18 protein-coding genes and 1 tRNA gene are annotated in these 20,960 nt (G+C 64.6%); 9 read left to right on the forward strand and 10 right to left on the reverse strand.

What is annotated here, in order from left to right:
- Positions 1–114 precede the first annotated feature (114 nt).
- The 4 genes from QME71_07175 to QME71_07190 form a co-directional block, all read right to left on the reverse strand.
- On the reverse strand, positions 115–915 hold the full coding sequence (locus QME71_07175) for an enoyl-CoA hydratase/isomerase family protein (protein MDI6858075.1): 801 nt from the start codon (positions 913–915) through the stop codon (positions 115–117).
- Between the two features lie 48 nt (positions 916–963).
- Positions 964–1,659 carry a molybdopterin-guanine dinucleotide biosynthesis protein MobB gene (locus QME71_07180; protein ID MDI6858076.1) on the reverse strand — a complete coding sequence of 232 codons (696 nt, stop codon included), beginning with the start codon at positions 1,657–1,659 and terminating at the stop codon, positions 964–966.
- A 12-nt stretch (positions 1,660–1,671) separates the two neighbouring features.
- Positions 1,672–2,940 carry a molybdopterin molybdotransferase MoeA gene (locus QME71_07185; protein ID MDI6858077.1) on the reverse strand — a complete coding sequence of 423 codons (1,269 nt, stop codon included), beginning with the start codon at positions 2,938–2,940 and terminating at the stop codon, positions 1,672–1,674.
- Between the two features lie 182 nt (positions 2,941–3,122).
- Complete coding sequence (locus QME71_07190; protein MDI6858078.1) at positions 3,123–3,371, reverse strand: Lrp/AsnC ligand binding domain-containing protein; 249 nt, start codon at positions 3,369–3,371, stop codon at positions 3,123–3,125.
- A gap of 158 nt (positions 3,372–3,529) precedes the next feature.
- On the opposite strand from QME71_07190, the gene QME71_07195 reads away from it, so the two are divergent.
- The 6 genes from QME71_07195 (at position 3,530) to ugpC (ending at position 10,482) form a co-directional block, all read left to right on the forward strand.
- Positions 3,530–3,606 (forward strand) — tRNA-Val (locus tag QME71_07195).
- 300 nt (positions 3,607–3,906) lie between these two features.
- On the forward strand, positions 3,907–5,631 hold the full coding sequence (thrS, locus tag QME71_07200; protein ID MDI6858079.1) for a threonine--tRNA ligase: 1,725 nt from the start codon (positions 3,907–3,909) through the stop codon (positions 5,629–5,631).
- A 371-nt stretch (positions 5,632–6,002) separates the two neighbouring features.
- Positions 6,003–7,340: an ABC transporter substrate-binding protein gene (locus tag QME71_07205; protein MDI6858080.1), complete on the forward strand. Its 1,338-nt coding sequence runs from the start codon at positions 6,003–6,005 to the stop codon at positions 7,338–7,340.
- A gap of 94 nt (positions 7,341–7,434) precedes the next feature.
- A complete protein-coding gene (locus tag QME71_07210) occupies positions 7,435–8,364 on the forward strand; it encodes a sugar ABC transporter permease (GenBank protein ID MDI6858081.1) in 930 nt (309 codons plus the stop codon).
- Positions 8,364–9,311 (forward strand): carbohydrate ABC transporter permease, encoded by a 948-nt coding sequence (locus tag QME71_07215; protein MDI6858082.1) that lies wholly within the window; start codon positions 8,364–8,366, stop codon positions 9,309–9,311. The genes QME71_07210 and QME71_07215 overlap by 1 nt, the downstream gene beginning before the upstream one ends.
- A 58-nt stretch (positions 9,312–9,369) precedes the next feature.
- Positions 9,370–10,482 carry a sn-glycerol-3-phosphate ABC transporter ATP-binding protein UgpC gene (gene ugpC / locus QME71_07220; GenBank protein ID MDI6858083.1) on the forward strand — a complete coding sequence of 371 codons (1,113 nt, stop codon included), beginning with the start codon at positions 9,370–9,372 and terminating at the stop codon, positions 10,480–10,482.
- A gap of 45 nt (positions 10,483–10,527) precedes the next feature.
- On the opposite strand, the gene QME71_07225 is transcribed toward ugpC, so the two are convergent.
- The 4 genes from QME71_07225 to QME71_07240 all read right to left on the reverse strand — a co-directional run bounded on the left by QME71_07225 (position 10,528) and on the right by QME71_07240 (position 15,359).
- Positions 10,528–11,097 carry a HEAT repeat domain-containing protein gene (locus QME71_07225; protein MDI6858084.1) on the reverse strand — a complete coding sequence of 190 codons (570 nt, stop codon included), beginning with the start codon at positions 11,095–11,097 and terminating at the stop codon, positions 10,528–10,530.
- Positions 11,098–11,244: 147 nt separating this feature from the next.
- Positions 11,245–13,650: a penicillin acylase family protein gene (locus tag QME71_07230; protein ID MDI6858085.1), complete on the reverse strand. Its 2,406-nt coding sequence runs from the start codon at positions 13,648–13,650 to the stop codon at positions 11,245–11,247.
- Between the two features lie 62 nt (positions 13,651–13,712).
- The gene (locus tag QME71_07235; protein MDI6858086.1) at positions 13,713–14,060 is read right to left on the reverse strand and encodes a cupin domain-containing protein; all 348 of its coding nucleotides are present in this window, start codon (positions 14,058–14,060) and stop codon (positions 13,713–13,715) included.
- A 66-nt stretch (positions 14,061–14,126) separates the two neighbouring features.
- Positions 14,127–15,359 carry a PQQ-dependent sugar dehydrogenase gene (locus QME71_07240; GenBank protein MDI6858087.1) on the reverse strand — a complete coding sequence of 411 codons (1,233 nt, stop codon included), beginning with the start codon at positions 15,357–15,359 and terminating at the stop codon, positions 14,127–14,129.
- A gap of 132 nt (positions 15,360–15,491) precedes the next feature.
- Here QME71_07240 and QME71_07245 point away from each other — a divergent pair, with 132 nt between their 5' ends.
- The 3 genes from QME71_07245 (at position 15,492) to QME71_07255 (ending at position 17,743) form a co-directional block, all read left to right on the forward strand.
- Complete coding sequence (locus QME71_07245; protein MDI6858088.1) at positions 15,492–16,226, forward strand: class I SAM-dependent methyltransferase; 735 nt, start codon at positions 15,492–15,494, stop codon at positions 16,224–16,226.
- Complete coding sequence (locus QME71_07250; protein MDI6858089.1) at positions 16,223–16,990, forward strand: hypothetical protein; 768 nt, start codon at positions 16,223–16,225, stop codon at positions 16,988–16,990. Before QME71_07245 ends, QME71_07250 begins: the two co-directional genes overlap by 4 nt.
- A 159-nt stretch (positions 16,991–17,149) precedes the next feature.
- Positions 17,150–17,743, forward strand: a complete 594-nt coding sequence (locus QME71_07255; protein ID MDI6858090.1) for a zinc-ribbon domain-containing protein — start codon at positions 17,150–17,152, stop codon at positions 17,741–17,743.
- Between the two features lie 15 nt (positions 17,744–17,758).
- On the opposite strand, the gene QME71_07260 is transcribed toward QME71_07255, so the two are convergent.
- Entirely contained in the window at positions 17,759–18,649 is an 891-nt protein-coding gene (locus QME71_07260; protein MDI6858091.1) for a polysaccharide deacetylase family protein, read from the reverse strand.
- Positions 18,650–18,692: 43 nt separating this feature from the next.
- Complete coding sequence (locus tag QME71_07265; GenBank protein ID MDI6858092.1) at positions 18,693–20,747, reverse strand: alpha-L-fucosidase; 2,055 nt, start codon at positions 20,745–20,747, stop codon at positions 18,693–18,695.
- Positions 20,748–20,960: the final 213 nt, after the last annotated feature.

Raw genomic sequence — 20,960 nt, forward strand, 5'->3', positions numbered from 1 at the left:
GCGCCGACGTGGGGAGACACGGTGACGGCCGGTCTTCGGTGTCGCGCTTCGGGGGCGGACGTCCTCCCGCTGACTTATAGGCCTCCGGTTCTTGCGGACTGCCCTGCCCGCGCTCTAGCGTCCCTTGAATTGCGGCTCGCGGCGCTCAACGAATGAACGGGCCCCTTCGATGTGGTCTTCTGTCTGATATAGAAGCGCCTCCATGCTATCGAGGTACTCCGCCATCGTGCGCCACTCAGTTGAGAAGCTCTTCGCGATGCCGCGCTTGATGGCTATCTGCGAAAGGGGAGCCCCCTTCTTGAGCCTCTCCGCCATTGCCATCGCCTCGTCCATCAACCGCTCAGGCGCGACGACCTTGTTTACCAGCCCTATCCGCTCTGCCTGGGCAGCATCGACGAAGTCGCCGGTGAGAGCGATCTCATAGGCGCGGCCGAGCCCCACTATACGCCACAGGAGGTAGAACCCGGCGAAGTCCGGCTCCAAGCCGCGCCGGACAAACAGTTCGGCGAAGCGAGCGTTCTCCGATGCGATACGGATATCGCAGCAGAGAGCGATCTCCATGCCCTCGCCCACGGCGGCGCCGTTCACCGCCGCGACCGTTGGCTTGGGAAAGGCGAGCAACGGCGGCAGCGGCGAGGTAATCACGCCTTTGACGCGCCGGATCCGCCATTGCGCCTCTCTCTCCTGCTGGTCCTGTCCCAGAAATATCTGCCTGACATCGTCACCGGCGTGAAAAGCTCTGCCTGCACCGGTGACGATGAGAACCCGCACATCCTCGTCCTCGGCCGCCTCTGTGACCGCCGCTCCCATTTCCGCGTAACTCTGAACGGTGCCCGCATTCATGGCCTCGGGGCGGTTGAACGTCAAGATGGCAACGCCATCCTTCTTCTCGTAGATGAGGTCCTGGTACGGCACAGCTCTCTCCTTTCGGGGTTGTCCTTCCGTTACAATCTGTTGCGCGCTTCAGTCAGGACGGACATGGGAGCGTGTGGACGCCCCGTATTGGGTCTCGTCCGGCGGTCGCCTCTTCACCGCGACGACCACGCTCTTTGGGTCCTCGACGCCCTTGAGCGCCCGCACCATCCCCAGAATCGTGCTCGCCACCATCTTGCGCACGAACAGGTGGAGGGGTAGGCGTACGCCGTCGATGAACAGTGCGGCGTCTTCGCTGACCTCGGACGTCATGAAGCGTCGGCGGATCAGGTCGGCAAGCGGCGCGAGGTTGCTTGCAGCAAACGATGGGATATCGATCTCCTCGGGTCTCTCGCCGATGACAGCAAGCAGCTCGTTCTTGTGGCAGAGAAGCTCTTCGTCCGGCCTGCGTATCTCGATCTTGGGGTAGCTGGCGTGCCGGAAGCCGTCGGCCAGGATGACGTCGTATTCATCGCGCATCTCCCACACGAGCGCGTCAAGCGGCAGCTCATCCGTCAGGCGCCGAACCGACGCGACCGACCGGGGCCCCCGCATGATCACGGCGTCGCAGCCCGCCGTCTGATAGCGGGCCGTCGTCTCCGATAGCCCTTCCGTCGCGAAGTCCCGCTTTTCCTCGACGATCGTGGCCAGCTTCAGTCCCTTTGCTGTCAATTCCCTGAGCAGCGCTTCGACGACCGGAGGGGCGTCCTCACGGTTGCGGGCGACCACGCACACGACAGGCTCCATTGGCGTTCCCTCCTAGACGTCGCCTTCGTGCGACCCGTGCAGCATCATCACCGTGACCTCGTCGCCCGGCTCGAGCGCGCGCACGTCCTCGGGGACGACGACGAGGCCGTTGGCGACGACCATTGACATCAGTATGCCGGAGCCCTGCGGCCCGGTGAGCGAAGCGTAATAGCGGCCCTCTCTCTTCGTGACGACCGCGCGGGCGAAGGTGCGGCGTCCGTCTCTGTTCGTGATGCGGTCTTCCAGCACGGCGCGAATGGTGGGCCGCTGCCAGTCCTGTCTGCCCATCATCTTGAAGACGGCGGGCCGCGCGAAGAGCTCGAACGAGAGCATCGAACTGACCGGGTTGCCGGGAAAGCCGATATGGGGCACGCGGCGGTCGCCGGCAGCGAACGCGCCGAAGGCGAGCGGCTTGCCGGGCCGCATGCGCACCGTCCAGAAGTTGATCTCCCCCTCGCGGGCAAGGACGTCCTTCACGACGTCGTAATCGCCGCGGGAGACGCCCGCCGAGGTGAGCAACATGTCGGCGTCAAGGCCGCTGCGTATCTTCGCCGTCAGGTCCTCTACGTTGTCCCGCGCGATGCCCAGCACCCTGGGGATGCCGCCGCACTCCCTGACGAGGGCGGCGAGGGCGTAGGTGTTGCTGTCGTGTATTCTTCCGGGCAGGAGCGGCTCGCCCAGGGGCACCAGCTCGTCGCCGGTGGCGAGCACGGCAACCACGGGGCGGCGGATGACGCTGACCTCGCTGCGCCCCAGCGATGCCAGGACGCCCGCCTCGGCGGCGCGGATAAGCGTGCCTTTGGGCAGGACGCGAGCGCCCCGTCGAATATCCTCGCCCGCCCTTCGCACATTTTCTTCTGTCTTAACAGCCGCGCGTATGCCGACCGAATCCAGCGACTTGGCGAACGCCCCGAAAGCGCGCCCCTCGGCCTCGTCGGTGTCCTCGAAGGGGACGACGGCATCGGCCCCAGCGGGCACGGGCGCGCCGGTCATGATCCGCACGGCGGTGCCGGGCGTGACCTCGCCGTCGAACAGGCCGCCGGCGGCCAGCTCGCCGATGACGCGCAGGCGGACGGGCGTGTCAGGAGAGGCGCCCTCTGTGTCGGCGGCGCGGACGGCGTAGCCGTCCATGGCGCTGTTGTCGAGCGGCGGGATGTCGATGTCGGAGAAGACGTCTTCCGCCAGCACCTGGCCGAGGGCGTCGAGCAGGGGTTTCGTCTCCGGCTCGAGGACGCGCACGGAGGCGAGGATACGTTCGAGCGCTTCTTCAACGCTGATCATCAAGCGGGCTCCGTTAAGGAGGTCTCATTCAATGATACAGGAATCGTTGTTGTGGGACACTTAGGCGAATCTCAGAGGGACAGGAGACCGGTAGCAAAGGATGGTGAATCCACAGCGCCGAGGAGGCAACGCATTCGGGAGCAGGCAAGATGCCCGCCCTATGAGCTGTTCCGGACGGCCGGCTAGTAGCGGACGGCGAGGCAGGTGGTCGTCCGCTGCACGCCATCGACGCGCTGGATGCCCTCAGTGATGAAGCGGCCCAGCCGGTCGAGGTCTTCCGCTTCGAGCTGGATGATCACGTCGTACGGCCCAGTCACCGTATCGACCGCGACGATTTTGGCGTCCGGGTGCTTGAAGCCGGCCAGAGTCTCGCTTATCGACTTCGCTTTGCCGACCTCGGCGTCCACCAGTACGTATCCGTGTACTGTCATCGTCTCGCCTCCTGTGCGATGCTACCGTCCTGCTCACCTATCATAGTTTGCAGGCGGCGCTTGTCAAGGAGAGCGTGGGCGGCTCCGGGGCCTGAGGGCCGTGAAGACCGGCGGGTCGCGTTGACGGGCGATAGGCGATTTGCTATCATGCTCATCGCGGGCGATTAGCTCAGTTGGTTAGAGCGCTGCGTTGACATCGCAGAGGTCACTGGTTCAAATCCAGTATCGCCCACCATAGAGAAAAGCGAAGACCAGGGCGATGGGCCGGACGGGGAGCCCCGTCGGCCGGTCGCGGCGGGACGGCGCCAGAGAGGGGCGCAACGGTGCGAGCGCTCCGCCCAAACGCCGCGAATACCACCTGCGAGCCGGACGTCGAAAGCGGTGCGAGTAGGCGTCCCCGGAGGCACCCGTTAGCGGCCGAACGAGTCCCGACGAGTCGTCGGGAGAATCGGGGTGGAACCACGGCACGCCTCCCGTCCCCGGACGGGGGGCTTTTCTTTTCGCCGGTTTGGGCCGAAATGACAGGGGGACAGAGATGAGCGATAAAGACGAACGCGTGGTCACGATGCGCCACTCGGCGTCGCACGTCATGGCGGAGGCGGTCCTCTCGCTTTTCCCGGAAGCGAAGTACGCCATCGGGCCGCCCATCGAGAACGGCTTTTACTACGACTTCGATCTGCCGCGCGCCCTCACGCCCGACGATCTGACGGCGATCGAGGAGAAGATGAGGGAGAGCATCGCCGCCGACCGCCCGTTCGTGAGCGAGAGCGTGTCGAAGGAGGAGGCGCGGCGCATCTTCGCCGGGCAGCCGTACAAGCTGGAGCTGATCGACGATATTGAGGGCGAGAGCGTGACCATCTACAAGCATGGCGATTTCATCGACCTTTGCGCCGGCCCTCACGTGAAGAGCACGAGCGAGATCGGCGCCTTCAAGCTGACGGGCATAGCGGGCGCTTACTGGCGCGGCGACGAGCGCAACGCCATGCTCCAGCGCATCTACGGCGCCGCGTTCGAGACGCAGGAGGAGCTCGACGATTACCTGCGGCGCGTGGAAGAGGCGGCGCAGCGCGACCACCGCCGGCTGGGGCGCGAGCTCGACCTGTTCAGCTTCCACGAGGAGTACGGCCCCGGCCTCGTCTACTGGCACCCGAAGGGGGCACGCATCCGTACGATAATAGAGGACTTCTGGCGGCGCGAGCACTATCGGGCGGGATACGAGATCGTCTATTCGCCTCACATCGGCAAGGCGGCGTTGTGGGAGGCAAGCGGCCACCTCGGCTTCTACCAGGAGAGCATGTATTCGCCCATGGACGTGGACGGGCAGGACTACTACATCAAGCCGATGAACTGCCCCTTCCACATACAGATCTACCGCAGCCAGATACGCAGTTACCGCGACCTGCCGATGCGCCTTGCCGAGCTTGGCACGGTCTATCGCTATGAGCGCTCCGGCGTTCTGCACGGTCTACTGCGCGTCCGGGGCTTCACTCAGGATGACGCCCATATCTTCTGTCGCCCCGATCAGATGGAGGCCGAGATCCTGCGCTGCGTGAGCTTTGCCGTCTTCCTCCTGCGCACGTTCGGCTTCCAGGACTTCCGCGTCTACCTGTCGACGCGCCCCGAGAAGTACGTGGGAACGCTGGAGGACTGGGACATGGCCGAGGAAGCGCTGCGTCGCGCCATCGATGCGGCGAAGCTGCCATACGAGGTAGACGAGGGCGGCGGCGTATTCTACGGCCCCAAGATCGATATTAAGATCAGGGACGTGCTGGGCCGGGAGTGGCAGTGCACGACTGTCCAGTTCGATTTCAACTTGCCGGAACGCTTCGACCTGACGTTCGTCGGCGACGACGGCCGTCAGCGCCGGCCCTACATGGTGCACCACGCTCTCCTCGGCTCGATGGAGCGCTTTCTGGGGGTGCTTATTGAGCACTACGGGGGCTCGTTCCCCCTGTGGCTGGCGCCGGTCCAGGCCGCCGTCATTCCCATCGCCGACCGGCACGTCGAGTACGCGCGGGAGGTGGCGGCGGCGCTCGAAGCGGCGGGCCTGCGAGCGGAGGTGGACGACCGCAACGAGCGCATGAACGCCAAAATCCGCGACGCCCAGCTCCAGAAAATACCGTACATGCTTGTCGTCGGCGACCGCGAGGCCGGCTCGGGCGAAGTGAACGTGCGGCTGCGCAGCGGCGAGACGCTGGGGGCGCTGTCGCTTACTGAACTAATCGCGCGCATGCAAGACGAGGTCGCTGCGAAGACGTAGCGCCCCGCTGCGCACCCCGACATCTGAGCCGGGCGCGGCGAGCGGCAGTTCACGAATCGGTCACACAATCGATAGGCGGCTGCTCGTCCTTTCTCTTCAACTTTCACGTTTCCTTCACGCTCCATTGGACAGAATTCATAGGCGCTCCACGCGGCTCGTCCACTATTAACTGAGCGTCACCTTTTCGGACTGGAAGCGGCGACCAACCCGGGAAGGGTTTCCGGGTGGCGTCGCGGGAGAAGTGGCCGGGAGAGACGTTGAAGCCAGGGAGGGTCTCTCCCACACATGGACGCCTCGGCGAGTGGGCAGCGAGGGCAGTCTTCGTTTCCGGCTTGCCGCAAGAACGGGAGGGGTAGTGAAAGGAAGGAAACATGTTTAGGTCGAAGTATCACTGGTTGATTCCGGCGGTGCTTTTGGTCGGCGCGCTCTCACTCGCGGTCGCTTGCGGCGGCGAGGAAGAAGAGGGGACGCCGACGCCTCCGGGACAGACACCCGGCACGCCGGGGGCGGGAGGGCCTCTGGGAACGGTCAACGTATTGGGCATCTGGGGCGGCGAAGAGTTGTCCAGCTTCGAGGCGATGGTGGCGCCCTGGGAGCAGGAGACCGGGGGCAACGTAGAGTTCACGGGCACCCGCAACATCACCGCCGACCTGACGCTGCGCGTGGAGGGCGGAAACCCACCCGATGTCGCGATACCCGCGGAAATCGGCCTGTTCCAGGACTTTGCCCGGGCGGGCGATCTGCAACCGCTCTCGAGTTGCCCGGGCCTTGAGGAGATGGTCAGAAGCCAGTACCCGCAGGCGTTCCTCGACCTGGGAACTGTCGACGGCACGCTCTACGGCTTTTTCATGAAAGCGGACTCGAAGGCGACGGTCTGGTACAACCCTACTCTGTTCGACGAAAACGGTTGGGAGCCGCTGGGCGCGGACAGCAGCTTCAGCGATCTCGTGGGCCTTTCGAACCAGATCCTGGATAGCGGCACGGTCGCTCCCTGGTCGATCGGTGTGGAGAGCGCGGAGGCCAGCGGCTGGCCGGGGACGGACTGGATACAGCAGATCATCCTCAACGAGTCGGGCGAGAGTGTATATGACGGGATAATCGATGGCTCGATCCCGTTCACTGATGACAGGGTCAAGTCGGCCTGGGAAATGTTCGGTGAGATCGCCCTGACGCCGGGATTTGTCGTGCAAGGCGGCGGCGCAGGCATCAACGCCACAAACTTCCAGGACGCCACGTACCCGCCGTTCGAGACGCCGCCGCGCGCCGCCATGACGTACCTTGGCAGCTTTGCGGCCGGCTTCATTCAGGACCAGTTCCCGGACGCCGTGCCCGGAAGCGATTTCAATTTCTTCACATGGCCGGGAGGAGCGGTGACTGGTGGCGCGAACATCGTCTACGCGTTTAACACCAACCCCACCGTCTGTTCCTTCCTCGAGTACCTTGCTGGCGCGGACGCCCAGAGCATCTGGATCGAGCGCGGCGGGTTCACTTCCGTCAACACGGAAGTTGACCTCAGCGCATACCCGGATGAGGTGTCGCGCAACGTGGCCGAGCAGCTCACGGGCGCCGAAGTGTTCCGCTTCGACCTTGATGACGCGGTTGGCGGCGCTTTCCAGCAGGCCTACTTCCAGGGTGTGACGCAGTACCTGGCCAACCCGGCAGACCTGGACAGCATCCTGCAAAACATTGAGGCGAGCCGGGGGCAGTAGGAATAGAAAGAACAGCTTGCAGGGAGCTGAACAGTAACGAACGCGGAAGGGCAGCCTTGGCACACAGGCTGCCCTTCCATGGAAGGATGGAACGATGATCGGACGACGCTGGTGGGCGCCCTGGCTGTGGCTCGCTCCTGCAATCGTGCTTCTGGGCACCTACCTTGTTTACCCCTCGATCGACACCTTTCGCCGGAGCCTCCTCGACGCCCGTTCCCAGGATTTCGTTGGGTTTGACAATTACGATTTCATTATTCGCAACCCGTTGCCGTTCGTCGCCGATACGCATTCCGCGCTGCTAAACAACTTCCTCTGGCTGGTGCTGTTCACGGCCCTTACCGTCAGCCTGGGCCTGGTAATCGCTGTGCTGACGTCCCGCGTGCGTTATGAGACTGCCGCCAAGGCGGCGATATTTATCCCGATGGCGATTTCGTTTGTCGCCGCCGCCGTGATATGGCGGTTCATGTATGAGTTCAACGCCAACATCGGCACCGTGAACGCCCTTATCACGCGCCTGGGAGGAGACGCGACGGCCTGGCTGCAGAACACAAACGCGCCCTATTACTGGCTTATCCAGGAAGGGCCGCGAACGCTGCCGGGGCCGATTCAGCTCAACAACTTCGCCCTCATTACCGTGGGCGTATGGATGTGGACGGGTTTCGCGATGGTCGTGCTGTCGGCGGGGCTCAAGGGAATATCGACGGAGGTGCTGGAGGCTGCGCGCGTCGATGGGGCGAACGAGTGGCAGATATTCTGGCGCGTTATTGTCCCCATCCTCTCGCCTACCATCGCCGTGGTCGCCACCACCCTGGTAATAAACGCGCTCAAGCTCTTCGACCTCATCTGGGTGATGACGGGCGGTCGCTTTCAAACCGATGTGGTGGCCACGCTGTTCTTCAAGGAGGCCTTCGTGGTGCGCAATTTCGGGGTAGGAGCGGCCCTTGCCGTCGTCCTCTTGTTGCTCGTCGTGCCCGTCATGCTGATCAGCATCCGGCGGTTCCAGTTCCAGGAGGAGATACGATAGTGCAGGCAGTGAAGATGCCGGCCGGCTACCGCAGGGCAGCAAGAAGCATCCCCAGAGCGGTGGGCCACGAAGTCCGCAGCTTATTCGTCCGCCTCCCTCTGCACGCCACGATCGTCCTGCTCATGGCGGTATGGAGTATCCCGACCATAGCGCTGCTCGTGAGCTCCTTCCGAGACCCCATAGCTATTGCCGCGAACGGGTGGTGGAATGCCGTTACGTCGCCCTTCGAGTTCACGCTTCAGAACTACCAGCGCGTGCTCGAACAGCGGGGGATGGGGCGCGCGTTTACGAACAGTCTCATCATCTCGGCGCCGGTGACGGTGCTTGTAATCATGGTGGCGGCTTTCGCCGCCTATGCGTTCGCCTGGATGCGGTTCCCGGGGAGGAACATCCTTTTCCTGGTGATGGTGGCGCTTCTCGTCGTTCCGCTGCAGATGACGCTCATCCCCGTGCTGCGGCTCTACACGAATATAACCATCACCACTCAGGTGCCCCTGATTGGAGGCAACCTCTTCGGTGTCAGCAGTTTTCCCGGCATATGGGTCGCGCACACGGCATACGGGCTGCCGTTCGCCATATTCCTGTTACGCAATTTCTTTGGCTCGCTGCCGCGCGATCTCATCGAGTCCGCTTACCTCGACGGCGCCTCTGATGTGGGCGTCTTCTTCCGGATTATCATCCCTCTGTCCGTTCCTGCGATTGCGGCGCTGGCCATTTTCCAGTTCCTCTGGGTGTGGAACGACCTGCTGGTAGCGCTGATCCTTCTCGGACGCGCAGACCTCGCGCCCATGACGCTCACGATCACGAACCTCGTGAGCTCGTTTGGCTCGCAGTACCAGCTCCTGACGGCGGCCGCGTTCATTTCGATGGCCCTGCCGCTGGTCATCTTCTTCGCGCTCCAACGTTACTTCGTGCAGGGCATTCTTGCCGGCGCGGTGAAAGGCTAGAGCCGGTTGGGGCCTGCGGTGATAGAATGAATCTGGACGCACCTGGGGAGACATTTCGATGGCATCCGTAACCTTCGATCACGTGACCAAGCGCTTTGAGAACGTTGTTGCTGTCAAGGACCTCGTGCTCGAAATACCGGACAAGGAGTTCCTGGTGCTTGTCGGGCCTTCCGGCTGCGGCAAATCGACAACGCTGCGGCTCCTTGCCGGGCTCGACGAGATAACGGAGGGCAAGGTCTACATCGGCGACCGGCTGGTAAACGATGTGGCGGCGAAAGACCGCGACATAGCGATGGTCTTCCAGTCTTACGCCCTTTATCCGCACATGTCCGTCCGTGACAACATGGCGTTCAGTCTTTCGCTGCACCACGTGCCCAAGGACGAGATCGACCGGCGGGTGCGGGAAGCGGCGCAGATCCTGGGGATCGAGGAGCTGCTGAAGCGCAAGCCGCGTCAGCTTTCGGGAGGGCAGCGGCAGCGGGTGGCCCTGGGACGGGCAATCGTTCGGCATCCGGCGGTATTCCTGTTCGACGAGCCGCTTTCGAACCTCGACGCCAAACTGCGTGTGCAGACGCGCGCCGAGCTCAGCAAGCTGCATGAGCGGCTGGAAACGACGTTCGTCTACGTGACGCACGACCAGGTGGAAGCGATGACGATGGCGACCCGCATCGCCGTCCTCAACGACGGCGTGTTGCAGCAGGTGGGTGCGCCGCAGGAACTGTACGACCACCCGAAGAACCTGTTCGTCGCGGGCTTCATCGGCAGCCCGGCGATGAATTTCTTCCACGTTGTTGTGAAGCGCGGCCCTGATAACCTGCTTCTCGATGCCGGCCCCTTCCAGATGCCGGTGCCACCCGCGAGAGCGCGCGCACTTGCGCCTTTCGTGGACAAGCGGCTCATCGTCGGCATCAGGCCGGAAAGCATACACGACCCCGAATTCCCGCGCCCGGGCGTCGAGCCGGTGCCGGTGGAGGCGGAGGTAGACGTTCTCGAGCTGATGGGCAATGAGGTGTTCCTCCACCTGATAAGCGACGGGAAGAACTTCCTGGCCCGCGTCGACCCGAGGACGAAGGCGAGGGCCGGCCGCAAGATACAGGTCGTCTTCGACGTATCAGACCTGCACGCCTTCGACCCGGAGACAAGGGAGGCCATACCTTCCGACGGCAGTTGAGTGCATGAGCGTGGTTTGCCGGCGGAGGCGGCCCGTTTGCAGGGCTCAGGCGGCTTGACGCCCCTTCCGCCGCTCGCCCAACTGGTCGAGCGCGCGCTTCGCCTCGATGGGGGAGGTCAGATGTGCCTCGAGGCCCTCCAGCGCCGCTATCACGGGCCGTAGCGTCTCCTCAGTCTCCGGAGTGGCGCCTTGCCTTATTATTCCCTTCAGTACGCGCTCGGCGCCGTTGAGAAAGGTCGAGGAGGAACGTCTTCTCAACTGGCGCAGCACAGGCTCGACGGCATGCTCGCCCAGCGCGATGAGCCCCGTGCCGGCCAGCCAGCGGACGCCGAAGCGGCGGTCGCACAGGCGGTGGACAAGGGCGGGCGCCGACAGCGGGTCGCGGATTTCGGAGAGGGCCTTGGCCGCCGCCCAGCGCAGGCGCCAGTTGCGCTCCCGAAGCGTGGCGATAAGCACAGGCACGGCCGCACTCCCGGCAGCGGTCAGCCGCCTGCGCGCCTCCAGCCGGGTCGCGTAGTCTGCCGAACGGAGACGATCGATCAGAGCGTCTATGTCCTCATCGGGCTTCAGGTTCCCTGACGTTTCGCCGGCCGCTGCCGGTCGTGTCGTGTTCATCATTATTCTCCTCCCATCGCTCCGTCCTTCAATTCCATTCTACTACCGCCGCCTCCGCCCGCTGATTGACTGCGCTACACGCGTCCTAAATAGCGAGGGGAGGGCCTTATCGCCCTCCCCTTCACGCTTTGCCTGCGACGCTGCGGGTTATTCTTCGAGGCGAAGGTTCACGAACAGACGCATCGGCTTGTACTGGAACAGGCGGTACAAATCGAGCTGGTCGGTGGTGTGCGGCCCCAACGTGCCGTCGGGCGCAACAAACGAGCTCTGCCCGAGCGGGATGATGTTGTAGGCCTCGATCGTCGGCTTCTTCAGGACGACGACCTGCGCGTAGGTTGACCGGTTCGACAGGGGGATGCGGCCGAACTCGATGCCGAGCGGGTGCCGGAATACCGTCTCTTCGCGCGGAACGAACCAGCGCGACATGTCGCTTGTTTGGAACAGGTACGCGATGGAATCGAGGGCTTCTTCGAGGCTGCGGACCATCAGCACATTGGGGTCGGCGCCGTTGAAGTAGTCGAAGTGAGGCGGGACCGCGCTCGCGCCGCCATCGAGGGCATGCAGCAAGACGTTGGCGTCGACAGATTTTACCGCGCCACCCATCTCGTCACCGAAGGTGGCGTGTTTCATCTTGTCCTGCCACACCCAGAAGACCACGTGTCCGAGCTGGTACTGCTTGCTGGTGATAACGTCGCTGATGGCGGAGCCGTCCCACTGTTCCAGCGCCTGCCGCGCCTGCGGGACAAGCGGATGGGCCGACGGCACGGCATCGAGGGCGCGCATGAGGTACGGCAGCAGGAAGCGCGACTCTCGCCCCATCGTTTCCACGCGCCCGATGTCCTTCGGGATGTCGAACATGTCCTCCAGCGAGATGAGTTGCGGCCCCGCGAGCCTGTCCTGGATTTCGAGCACGCGGTTCTGCTTGCCGAAGCGCTGACCATCGGGGTCGTCGAACCAGACGGCGGGCTTGTTGTTCCAGTTCGCGAGCCAGGCCTGAAGGGGGTTGATCGAGACGGGCATGGGGCGGAAGCCGCCGGGCCATTCGGCCTCCCCCGTGCCGGGCAGGGGCAGGCGCGCGTCGTAGCCGGCGGGCCGCAACGGCACCTCGCCGGTCTGCCAGTAGGCGATGTTGCCCTCGTTGTCAGCGTACATGAAGTTGTGCGCCGTGACGATTAGTCTGGCCGCCTGCTCGAACTGCTGCGGGGTGTGCGAGCGCCCGAACATCAGGAACGGACGCGTGTTCTCGAACTCGCGCATCCAGTGGACACGCTTCTGGCTGAACGCCACGCCCTTCTCGTGGTCGAAGCCGATGACGGGGCCGTGCACCGTCCGGTAGACGTCGTAGGCCACGTCTGTAGTCTTGAGGGGGACGCCGGGCAGGCTGACCCTCATCTTGATGATTTCTTGCCGCGCTTCCATTGGCGTGCAGACGCCGTTGAACATGTAAGATGTCGGGCCGCAAAGCGTCTCGACGTACGTGTCCACGTTGTCCCCGGTGGCGGTCGTCGAGGTCCACGCGATGTCCTCGTTGCGGCCGATGAGGACGGGCGGCACGCCGGCGAAGGCCATGCCCGTGACGTTAAAGCCGCTGCCGCCTTTGAGCTGCACCTCGTGGATGACGGCGGGCGTGTCGAACCCCATCTGAGGGCCGCCGTAGAGCATCGCCGCGCCTTCGGCGCTCTTGTTCGGCCGGACGGCCCAGGCGTAGCTGCCGAGCTTCGTGGGGATGCCCAGCGAGGCCCACAGCTCCTTCGCCCTCTCCAGTCCGTCCGTCGCGACGGCGGCGCCCACGCCTCGAAGCTGCGCTTCCAGGCCGGCGGGCAGCGCTGACGCCGTTGTGCCGGGGGCGATTTGCGGGCTGCCGGGCGCGGGAATGGTGGTCGGCGAATCGCGGTCGTTGGTCCAGCGGAGGTCGTTGAACATCGCCCAGCCTGCGGCTTCACCGTTCCTGGCGATGAGCTCGTCCAGCAGCGCCTGGTTCTTGAGTTCGCCGCCGCCGATCTCGCCGAACCGCCTCACCATGAAGGCCCCAAAGGCGGCAGAGTCGCGCAGCGTCCAGAGGCCGGGCGAGAAGCCCAGGAAATGGAACTCGTACGGCATCTTAGAGGGGTCTTTGCGGACGACCTCCTTGATGTAGCGGTTGATGCCGTTGACGTAGGCCGTATAAATGACACGTTCTTCTTCGCTGACCTGAGTGAGCACATAGTCGAGCTCGGCGTCGGTGTAGCCGTCGCGACGAACCTCCTCGTCCGCTTCGAGGAAGGACGGGCCGAAGACCTCGGCGAGCTTTCCCGTTGCTGCCCGCCGGTGCAGCTCGAGCTGCCAGAGGCGGTCCTGCGCCACCGTGTAGCCGTACGCTTCGAAGAGGGCGGCGTTGGTGGACGCGAAGATGTGGGGGATGCCCCACTCATCGCGGTAGATGCGCGCGGTCACTCCTCCGACCTCAAGCGTGGTCCACCCGTCTTCCGCCTCCACCGAGTCCAGCGTGGGCTGCGACGCAAACGCCGCGATGAGAACGAACAGGACGATCAGTATCCGGCTGTGTGATTTCATGTCGGCGTCCTCCTTCTGAATAAAGACCGCTACCCGGCGGCGACGGGGACAGGACGAGTGCGTCAGGATTTTATCATAATCAGGGCCATCTTAAAGGGCGTAAGGGCCAAGACAGAGTGCGGCGTGTCCGCCGGGAGGAGGGTCATCTCGCCCCGCTTCAAGACGACGGCGTTGCCGGCGACCGTTATCTCCGCCTCCCCCTCAAGAACGTAGGCGAGGGCGGTGAAGGGGGTGGTGTGAGAGGAGAGACCCTCTTTCGCATCGAAGGCAAAGAGCGTGACGTTGCCGCCGCTGCCGCTAACCAACTGACGGCTGACGATGGAGCCCCCCTGGTGCTGGACCATTTCCTCGGGTCTGAAGGCGCGCCCTACCAGATCCCGCCCCTTATCGCCGGCCTGTTGTCTCGACAAGGTCTGCCTCCCGTTACCTTTGCTGGGAGTATGGAACGCGGGACGGGCTTGTGGCAAGCAGTCACGTTATTTGGGCTGGAGACGATAGATCGCGTTGGCCTGGGTGATTATCAGGAGCTCGCCGTCGGGCAGCTCGGCGAAGGAGGTGATGGGCAGCCCGCTCTCGACGAGGAGCACCGGCTTACTGTCGTCGGCGGGATTAAGGGCCCAGACGCGGCCGCTGCAATAGTCGCCGAAGACGTACCAGCCGGCGAGCTCGGGCATGGCGACGCCCCTGTAGACGTAGCCGCCGGTAATCGAGCAGCCGAGATCGTGGCCGTAGGCGGCGCGAGGCAGGGCGAGCCCCTGCGTGTCGCAGGCGGGCGTCTGGAAGCACTCGAAGCCTTCCATTAGGCTCCAGCCGTAGTTGCCGCCGGCGACAATGAAGTCGATCTCCTCCCATGCCGATTGGCCGACGTCGCCCGCCCAGATCGCGCCCGTGGAGCGGTCGAAGCTGAAGCGCCAGGGATTCCTGAGGCCGTAGGCGTAGATTTCGGGGCGAGCGCCCTCTACGTCGACGAACGGGTTGTCGTCGGGGACGGAGTAGCCTTCAGGCGTCACTTCAATGCGGATAATGGACCCCAGCAATGTCCCCAGGTTCTGCCCGTTGCCCAGGGGGTCGTTCGCGCCGCCGCCGTCGCCGAGGCTGAGGTAGAGGTAGCCGTCGGGGCCGAACGCGAGCTGGCCGCCGTTATGGTTGGTGAAGGGATCGGGGATTTCCAGCAGTACCTGCTCGCTGTCGGGGTCGAGCTGGATGTCGCCCACCGTGAACCGCGACAGGACGTCGCGGCGGGGTTCCCTGGAGACGTAGTAGACGAAGACCTGCCTGTCGGTGGGGAAGTTGAGGGAGAAGGCAAGGCCGAGCAGGCCGTCCTCGAAGCCTTCTCTACCGACTCGATCAGAGAGGTCGGCGTACAGGTCCGGCGCGAAGGAATCGGTGAGCGAGACGCGCCAGATGAAGCCGTCTTGCGTCAGGACGACAGCTTCGCCCTCCCTGTCCGGGATCGCGACCAGGCCAAGCATCAGGCCGAAGTTGGCCGATTCGACGGCGCGGACGACCCGATACGCGTTCTCCTCGGGGCCTTCTCCTGCGGGACTCGTGACCGGGGGCGCGCCCGGCGGCGGTTCCACCGTCCTCGTGACGATGTTTGCCGGTTCGCCATTACCGTTGTCGCCGCCGCCGTCGCGGCACGAGACGGACAGGATGGCAGCAACGGCCGCGAGAAGGAGGGCGGGAAAGAGCAGCCGCAGACTCTTCATCTCAGACATCCTGCTATCACGGCACTACTGTTGAGAATAGCAGAAGCGCCACGGCGTGTCTTTGACTGAATGGCCGGAGCGGGCGCTCTGCGGCGTGCTAGAATGGATCAAGACCCCAAGATGAGTGGGCCGATGAAGGAACTGACGGGCCCCCATGTTCCGCGACGCCTCTTCTCGCCGATCGCGCACAACTACGAACGGCCCGCGCTCACGCTCAGCCTCTTTCAGTACAGGCGCTGGCGCCGCTTCATGCTGTCGCGGCTGGATCCGGACGGTCTGACGAGGCGCGACAGACAGACGCGGGTGCTGGACGTGGCCACCGGGACAGGCGCGCTCGCCTTCGACCTGCTGGAGCGAATGGAGGGGTTGCGCGTAGTGGGCGCGGACATAACGCGCGCGATGCTCCGGGAGGCACAGGCGCGGGCGGGTCGCGACGGCACGGGCAGGCGCCTCGAGCTGGTGGAGTGCGACGCTGAAGCGGCGCCTTTCCGCGACGAGAGCTTCGATGCACTCCTCTTCGCCTATCTGCTCCGCTATGTCTCCGACGTGCCGGGCACCCTGCGCGCGCTCGTTCGGCTGCTGAAGCCCGCGGGCACGATGGTCTCGCTCGATTTCGCCGTGCCGTCGGGGCTTGCCTATCCCCTGTGGCGCCTCTACACGGGGCTCTTGTTGCCTGTGGGCGGCAGACTTTATTCAAAGGCCTGGCAGGAGGCGAGCGGATTTCTGGGGCGCAGCATACGCGGCTTCTATGAGCGGTGGCCGGAGGAGCGCCTGCTGGAGGAGTGGGCGAGGAGCGGACTCGTCGACGTGCAGGCGCGGCGTCTGTCTTTGGGCGGGGCGATAGTGATATGGGGGAGGAGAGCATGATGAAGGGCTGGCAGCGGGCCACGGATGCCATGGCGCTGGGTCGGGTGCGCGAGTTGAGCCCCGCTTTCTACGCGCTGAGTCCGGGAGGGTGGCGTGATTATGTGACGCTGTTCCATCTGCCTTACACGTTGTGGCACCTGAGCTACGTCGTGCTGGGGGCGGCCATTGCCCCGAATGTGCACTGGGACCGGCTGGCGGCGTCGCTGGCGGCGTTTCTGCTGGCGATGGGCCTCGGGGCGCACGCGCTCGACGAGCTATCGGGGCGGCCGCTGAAGACGCGCATTCCGGAGGAGGCGCTGAAGGCAATCGCGGTGCTGGGCCTCTGCGGGGCAATCGGGCTGGGGATGGCGGGCGCCGTGCTGGTGACGCCGTGGCTCCTGGCATTCATATGTTTCGGCGCTTTCATAGCACCGGCCTACAATCTGGAGTGGTTCGGCGGGAGATTTCACTCCGACGCGTGGTTCGCGCTGTCGTGGGGGAGCTTCCCGCTCGTCACATCCTACTGGGTCAATGCGGAAGAAGTGGGGCCGGCAGCGTTAGCCGGTGCCGCGGCGGCTTTCTTCTTGAGCCTCGCTCAGAGAACGTTGAGCCATCGGGTGCGCACAGTGCGGCGGAGGGTGAGCGGCATCGAGGGCACGGTGCGCTACGCGGACGGCGGGATCGAAGCGATAGACCGCGGCTGGGCGCTGGGGGTGGAGGAGCGGGCGCTGAAGCTGCTGACGGCTTCTGTCGTAGGGGTGAGTGTCGCAGTGCTTCTGGCGTGACGGCGCAAACGCGTCGTTGGCCTGGTAGCAAGACGGAGACTCCCGAACGATCTATTGAGTGCAGGACTCCGTCCTGCAGCCCGTTATGGTTACCGGTTGACCTGCCGAGTGCTGATGCTCCATCATGGGGTCACGTTTGGCCCCTGACGGAGGAAGCGCATGGGTTACTGCCCGGACTGCGGCGCCGAGAACGAGGCCGACGCCGTCTTCTGCGAGGCGTGCGGTGCGCGTTTGGCGGCGACGTTGCTCACGCGTGGGACATCGAAACGAGGGGTTCAATCGAGGAAGCTCCGTCCGTATCTCGGTGGGGCGCTCGTACTATCGGTAGCGATTGTGTTTGGCGCCGCCGCTTACGCGCTGGTCGGCCGGGGAGACGGTGGGGCGGGAGGCGAGAGCGCGGTGGCCGATCGTGCGACCGCCACCGTCGGCGTCGAACCCACCGTTGTCACGACCGTTCCGCGGACCGCGACCATGCCGGCGCTTGCAGGCCATTCCTCGCCTGAAGACGCAATAGGGGCCTTTCTGGCAGAGCGCGGGGTCGAGTACGCCGGCGATTGCGACATGATAAGCCTGGACGAGGACATCGGCTCGTACTGCTCCATCCTGTGGGAAGAGCGGTCGGATGGGGATATCTACGCTATCGGCCTCGCTTTCTCGGAGGGCGATACCTGGCTGCTGGTGGAGGAGAGCGAAGGCCGCTGGGCCGTCGTCGAGGCGGCGGAGCTGATATTCGGCGAGCCGCCTCCCTGGTAAGCGCAGGATCTGACGTCAGGGAAGCAGATCGGGCAGCGCCACCAGCTCGTACCCGGCGGCGCGCAGCCCGGCGATCACTTCCGGCAGCGCCGCGGCGTCCTGTGATTCCGACCCCACGTGCATGATGACGATTGCCCCCGGCCGAGCCCGTGAAAGCACCGTCTGCGCGATCTCGCCGGCGCCGGCGCCTGCCCAGCCCCCGCTGTCGATCGTCCAGTTGATGGCGTAGGTATACCCGGCGGCGTAGATATCGCAGAGCACCGACTGGTCGAGGTCGCCGAAGGGCGGGCGGAAATAGGGACGTGTGCTTGTGCCGGTGATGGAGCGGATTACGGCGTCGGCGTGCTGTAGCTGGTCGATCCGCTCGTCGCGGGTTAGCGGCGCCGTGCCGGTCGAGAAGCCAGTGAACGAGGGGTGGCCGTACGAGTGGTTGATGATGAGGTGGCCGCCGGCGGCGATTGCGCTCACGAGGCCGGGGTTTTGTTCCGCCCAGACGCCGGTGAGGCCGAATGCGGCTGTCACGCCTTGTTGGGCCAGCGTGTTGAGGATATCGCTCGTGTAGCCTCTGTCGGCTCCCGCGTCGAAGGTGAGGGCGATAGCCCGCCGGGTCTGGTCGCCGATGCGCGCCTCGACTGCTGCCTGTCCGCAATACAAGTCCAGCGGCGGTCTGGCGACGGGCGGGATGGGCGCGAGCGGTGTCGGGTCCTGCGGGGCGGGCGTCGAAGTGGGGGCGCCACTAGGAGGTGTCGGGGTGGAGCGGGGTGGCGAAGTGGGAGTAGCGGCCGCTGGTTCACCGGTGGGGACAGGCAGCGCTTGTTCGCTGCCGCAGCCGGCGAGCAGGCCAAGAGCGAGGGCGCCCGCGACGGCCAGGACGAGTGGGCGAAGACGGGAAGTCGCGCTTAACATAACGCCTCGATTATACGGCGGCCTTCCGCGGCGAGGAACGCATTCATGCATATGCCAGGAGGGCCATGTGGAAGATGTTGAGTTCGGGGAACTCCACCTCCGCGTAGTCGCCTTCGCGACGCCACGAAAGAGGCTGCTCCGCGGGCAGCAAGGCGGCCCTTTGGAGAGTCTTGCCGTCTAGCTTTACCCTTACCTTCAAGTTGTGGGCAGGGACGGGCGGAAGCAGCTCCTGCTCGTTTATCAGGGAGACGAGGTAGCGCTTCCGCTCCGGCTGGTGAGAGAGCGTTACTTCGACCGCAGGCGGCGCGTCGGCGTCGAACGAGAAGGGCTGTGCCGCCAGCGAGCGCACGATCTGCACAAACGCCTGCTTGTGGGGGGGCTGGTCGGCTGCCTCGATGGGCGCCGCCGCCCACGCCACTCTGCCTTTGCCGGCGCGACGCCGCACGAGCGAGGCGTAGTCGGTGGCGATGCCGGGCGGGTTGGAATGGATCGATGCGAGGCGCGAGCCGTCGGAGGGGTCGGTGTAGGGCAGCGTCAAGGTGGCGGCGACGTCGTCGCTGTTGTGGGCGCGCGCCTTCACCTGCGGCCGGAAGATGCTCAGCGGGAATGCGGGCTCGATGCCGGGGAAAAGGGAGCGACCGCTCTCAGTCGGGCTCATGTAGGTCACGTTTTCCGCCGTGTCACCCTCGGTTTCGACTCCGAAGAGGTCGGCCAGGCGGGCCAAAGGGGCGCGTCCGCTGGCGTACAGGCCGCCGCCGTCTTCGACGAACCGTCGCAGCGCCTGCGCCTCTTCATCATCGAGGAACAGCAACTCCGGGAGGACGATGACGCGGTACTTCGACGTGTCGGCGAGGTTGTTCTTGCTGATGACGCCGAAGGGGATATGGGCTTCGCGCAGGCTCCGTGCCGCGCCTAACGCCGCATCGAGGTGGGGCACCCTCCAGCCGGCGGCGGTCACCCGCTTGCCGTTGTCGTCGAAGTCCATCTTCGAGTCGAGGCTGAAGTAGACGGCAACGTCCTGGCAGAGGTCGCCGCCGAGGAAGGGCTCGTACTCGCGGGAACGGGAGAATATCTCGCCCATCGTCTCGTAGACGCGCGGGTTCAGGGTCCCGACGGGGTCGATGGCATCGATGAAGAAGAAGGCGCCGTTGTGGGCCATAGCCAGGTAAGCGTGGACCTCCAGCATCTCTTTGGACTTAGCCGTAGTGTGGTCGCGCAGGCTGGGGTAGCAGCGGGAGGTCATGAACTCGAACGGCTTGTTGGGGGTGATGCTGTCGTACAGCTTGCAGATGAGGGACTGCTGCGCGAAACCGCCGTAGAGGTCGCCGCCGATGTAGTCGTTGTGCTCGCGCAGCGCCAGCGTCGTGCCGATGACGCTGCTCTGGGTGAGGGGCGCCGAGTTGTGCTCGACCGTTATTTCCGGCCGACATCGCCGCGCGGTGTTGGTGGCGAAGGCTGCGAACTCCACCAGCCACTCCTCGCGTTTCTTCTGGAACGTCAGCCAGCGGTCGTCTTCCCAGTTGATGACGTCCGGCATGTCGCCGCCGACTTCGGACTCGAAGCGGGCGCGGCAGGCGGGGCAATAGCAGACACCGGGCCAGAACGTCATGTCGAAGAAGATGCCCTCGAAGCGGTAGGCGGCGAGGAGCTCCTCGACCTGCGCGGTCACAAACGCCCTGTAGTCGACGTTGTTGGGGCAGCAGACGCCGTAGCGGCCCGCCCTTCCGCCGCGCTCCCTGGACGGCTTCCCGTCGACGTCGAGGATGCGCCAGGAGGGGTTATTGTCGTAGGCCCAGTTGTTGAAGATGAGGCTGTAGTAGGCGATCACATCGATCCCTTCGCGATGGCAGAGGTCGGTGATTTCGCCCAGTACGTCCCTGCCGCGCAGGCCCCGGTGCATCTGCCCTGTCTTCGTCGGCCAGTAGCAGTAGCCGACGTGCGAGTTGGCGTAGACCATAGCTGACTTGACGTTGGCGGTCTTCAGCAGCTCGACGTAGGTCTGCGGGTCGAGTTTCGAGAGGAAGCTGTCGTCCCAATCGTCGATGTGCATGTCGACGAGGTTGCGCCGGTAGCTCTTCGTGAACCATTTGCCTTCCATGGAACTCCTTTCTATCGGGGGCCTGGTTGCCTTCGCGAGTATAGCAGGGAAGGGACCGAGACCAAAACAGGGGACAGCCGGTCGGTGAGCCGGATAACCAGTCACCGAATAGGAATGGATAAACGGGTGAGGTGGCGAGTGGCGCAGCAGTGGGAGGGTCGGGCCCGGCCCGATCTATCGGCTGCAGGACGGAGTCCCGCAGCCAGAGTTGGA

Source organism: Dehalococcoidia bacterium (genome assembly GCA_030018455.1).
GTDB lineage: Bacteria > Chloroflexota > Dehalococcoidia > DSTF01 > JALHUB01 > JASEFU01.

Coding starts and splice junctions, on each gene's coding strand:
- ugpC (MDI6858083.1), top strand. CDS start 9,370: ATGGCATCCGTAACCTTCGATCACGTGACCAAGCGCTTTGAGAACGTT.
- QME71_07250 (MDI6858089.1), top strand. CDS start 16,223: ATGATGAAGGGCTGGCAGCGGGCCACGGATGCCATGGCGCTGGGTCGG.
- thrS (MDI6858079.1), top strand. CDS start 3,907: ATGAGCGATAAAGACGAACGCGTGGTCACGATGCGCCACTCGGCGTCG.
- QME71_07245 (MDI6858088.1), top strand. CDS start 15,492: ATGAAGGAACTGACGGGCCCCCATGTTCCGCGACGCCTCTTCTCGCCG.
- QME71_07230 (MDI6858085.1), bottom strand. CDS start 13,650: ATGAAATCACACAGCCGGATACTGATCGTCCTGTTCGTTCTCATCGCG.
- QME71_07225 (MDI6858084.1), bottom strand. CDS start 11,097: ATGAACACGACACGACCGGCAGCGGCCGGCGAAACGTCAGGGAACCTG.
- QME71_07255 (MDI6858090.1), top strand. CDS start 17,150: ATGGGTTACTGCCCGGACTGCGGCGCCGAGAACGAGGCCGACGCCGTC.
- QME71_07190 (MDI6858078.1), bottom strand. CDS start 3,371: ATGACAGTACACGGATACGTACTGGTGGACGCCGAGGTCGGCAAAGCG.
- QME71_07185 (MDI6858077.1), bottom strand. CDS start 2,940: ATGATCAGCGTTGAAGAAGCGCTCGAACGTATCCTCGCCTCCGTGCGC.
- QME71_07265 (MDI6858092.1), bottom strand. CDS start 20,747: ATGGAAGGCAAATGGTTCACGAAGAGCTACCGGCGCAACCTCGTCGAC.
- QME71_07180 (MDI6858076.1), bottom strand. CDS start 1,659: ATGGAGCCTGTCGTGTGCGTGGTCGCCCGCAACCGTGAGGACGCCCCT.
- QME71_07210 (MDI6858081.1), top strand. CDS start 7,435: ATGATCGGACGACGCTGGTGGGCGCCCTGGCTGTGGCTCGCTCCTGCA.
- QME71_07205 (MDI6858080.1), top strand. CDS start 6,003: ATGTTTAGGTCGAAGTATCACTGGTTGATTCCGGCGGTGCTTTTGGTC.
- QME71_07260 (MDI6858091.1), bottom strand. CDS start 18,649: ATGTTAAGCGCGACTTCCCGTCTTCGCCCACTCGTCCTGGCCGTCGCG.
- QME71_07240 (MDI6858087.1), bottom strand. CDS start 15,359: ATGAAGAGTCTGCGGCTGCTCTTTCCCGCCCTCCTTCTCGCGGCCGTT.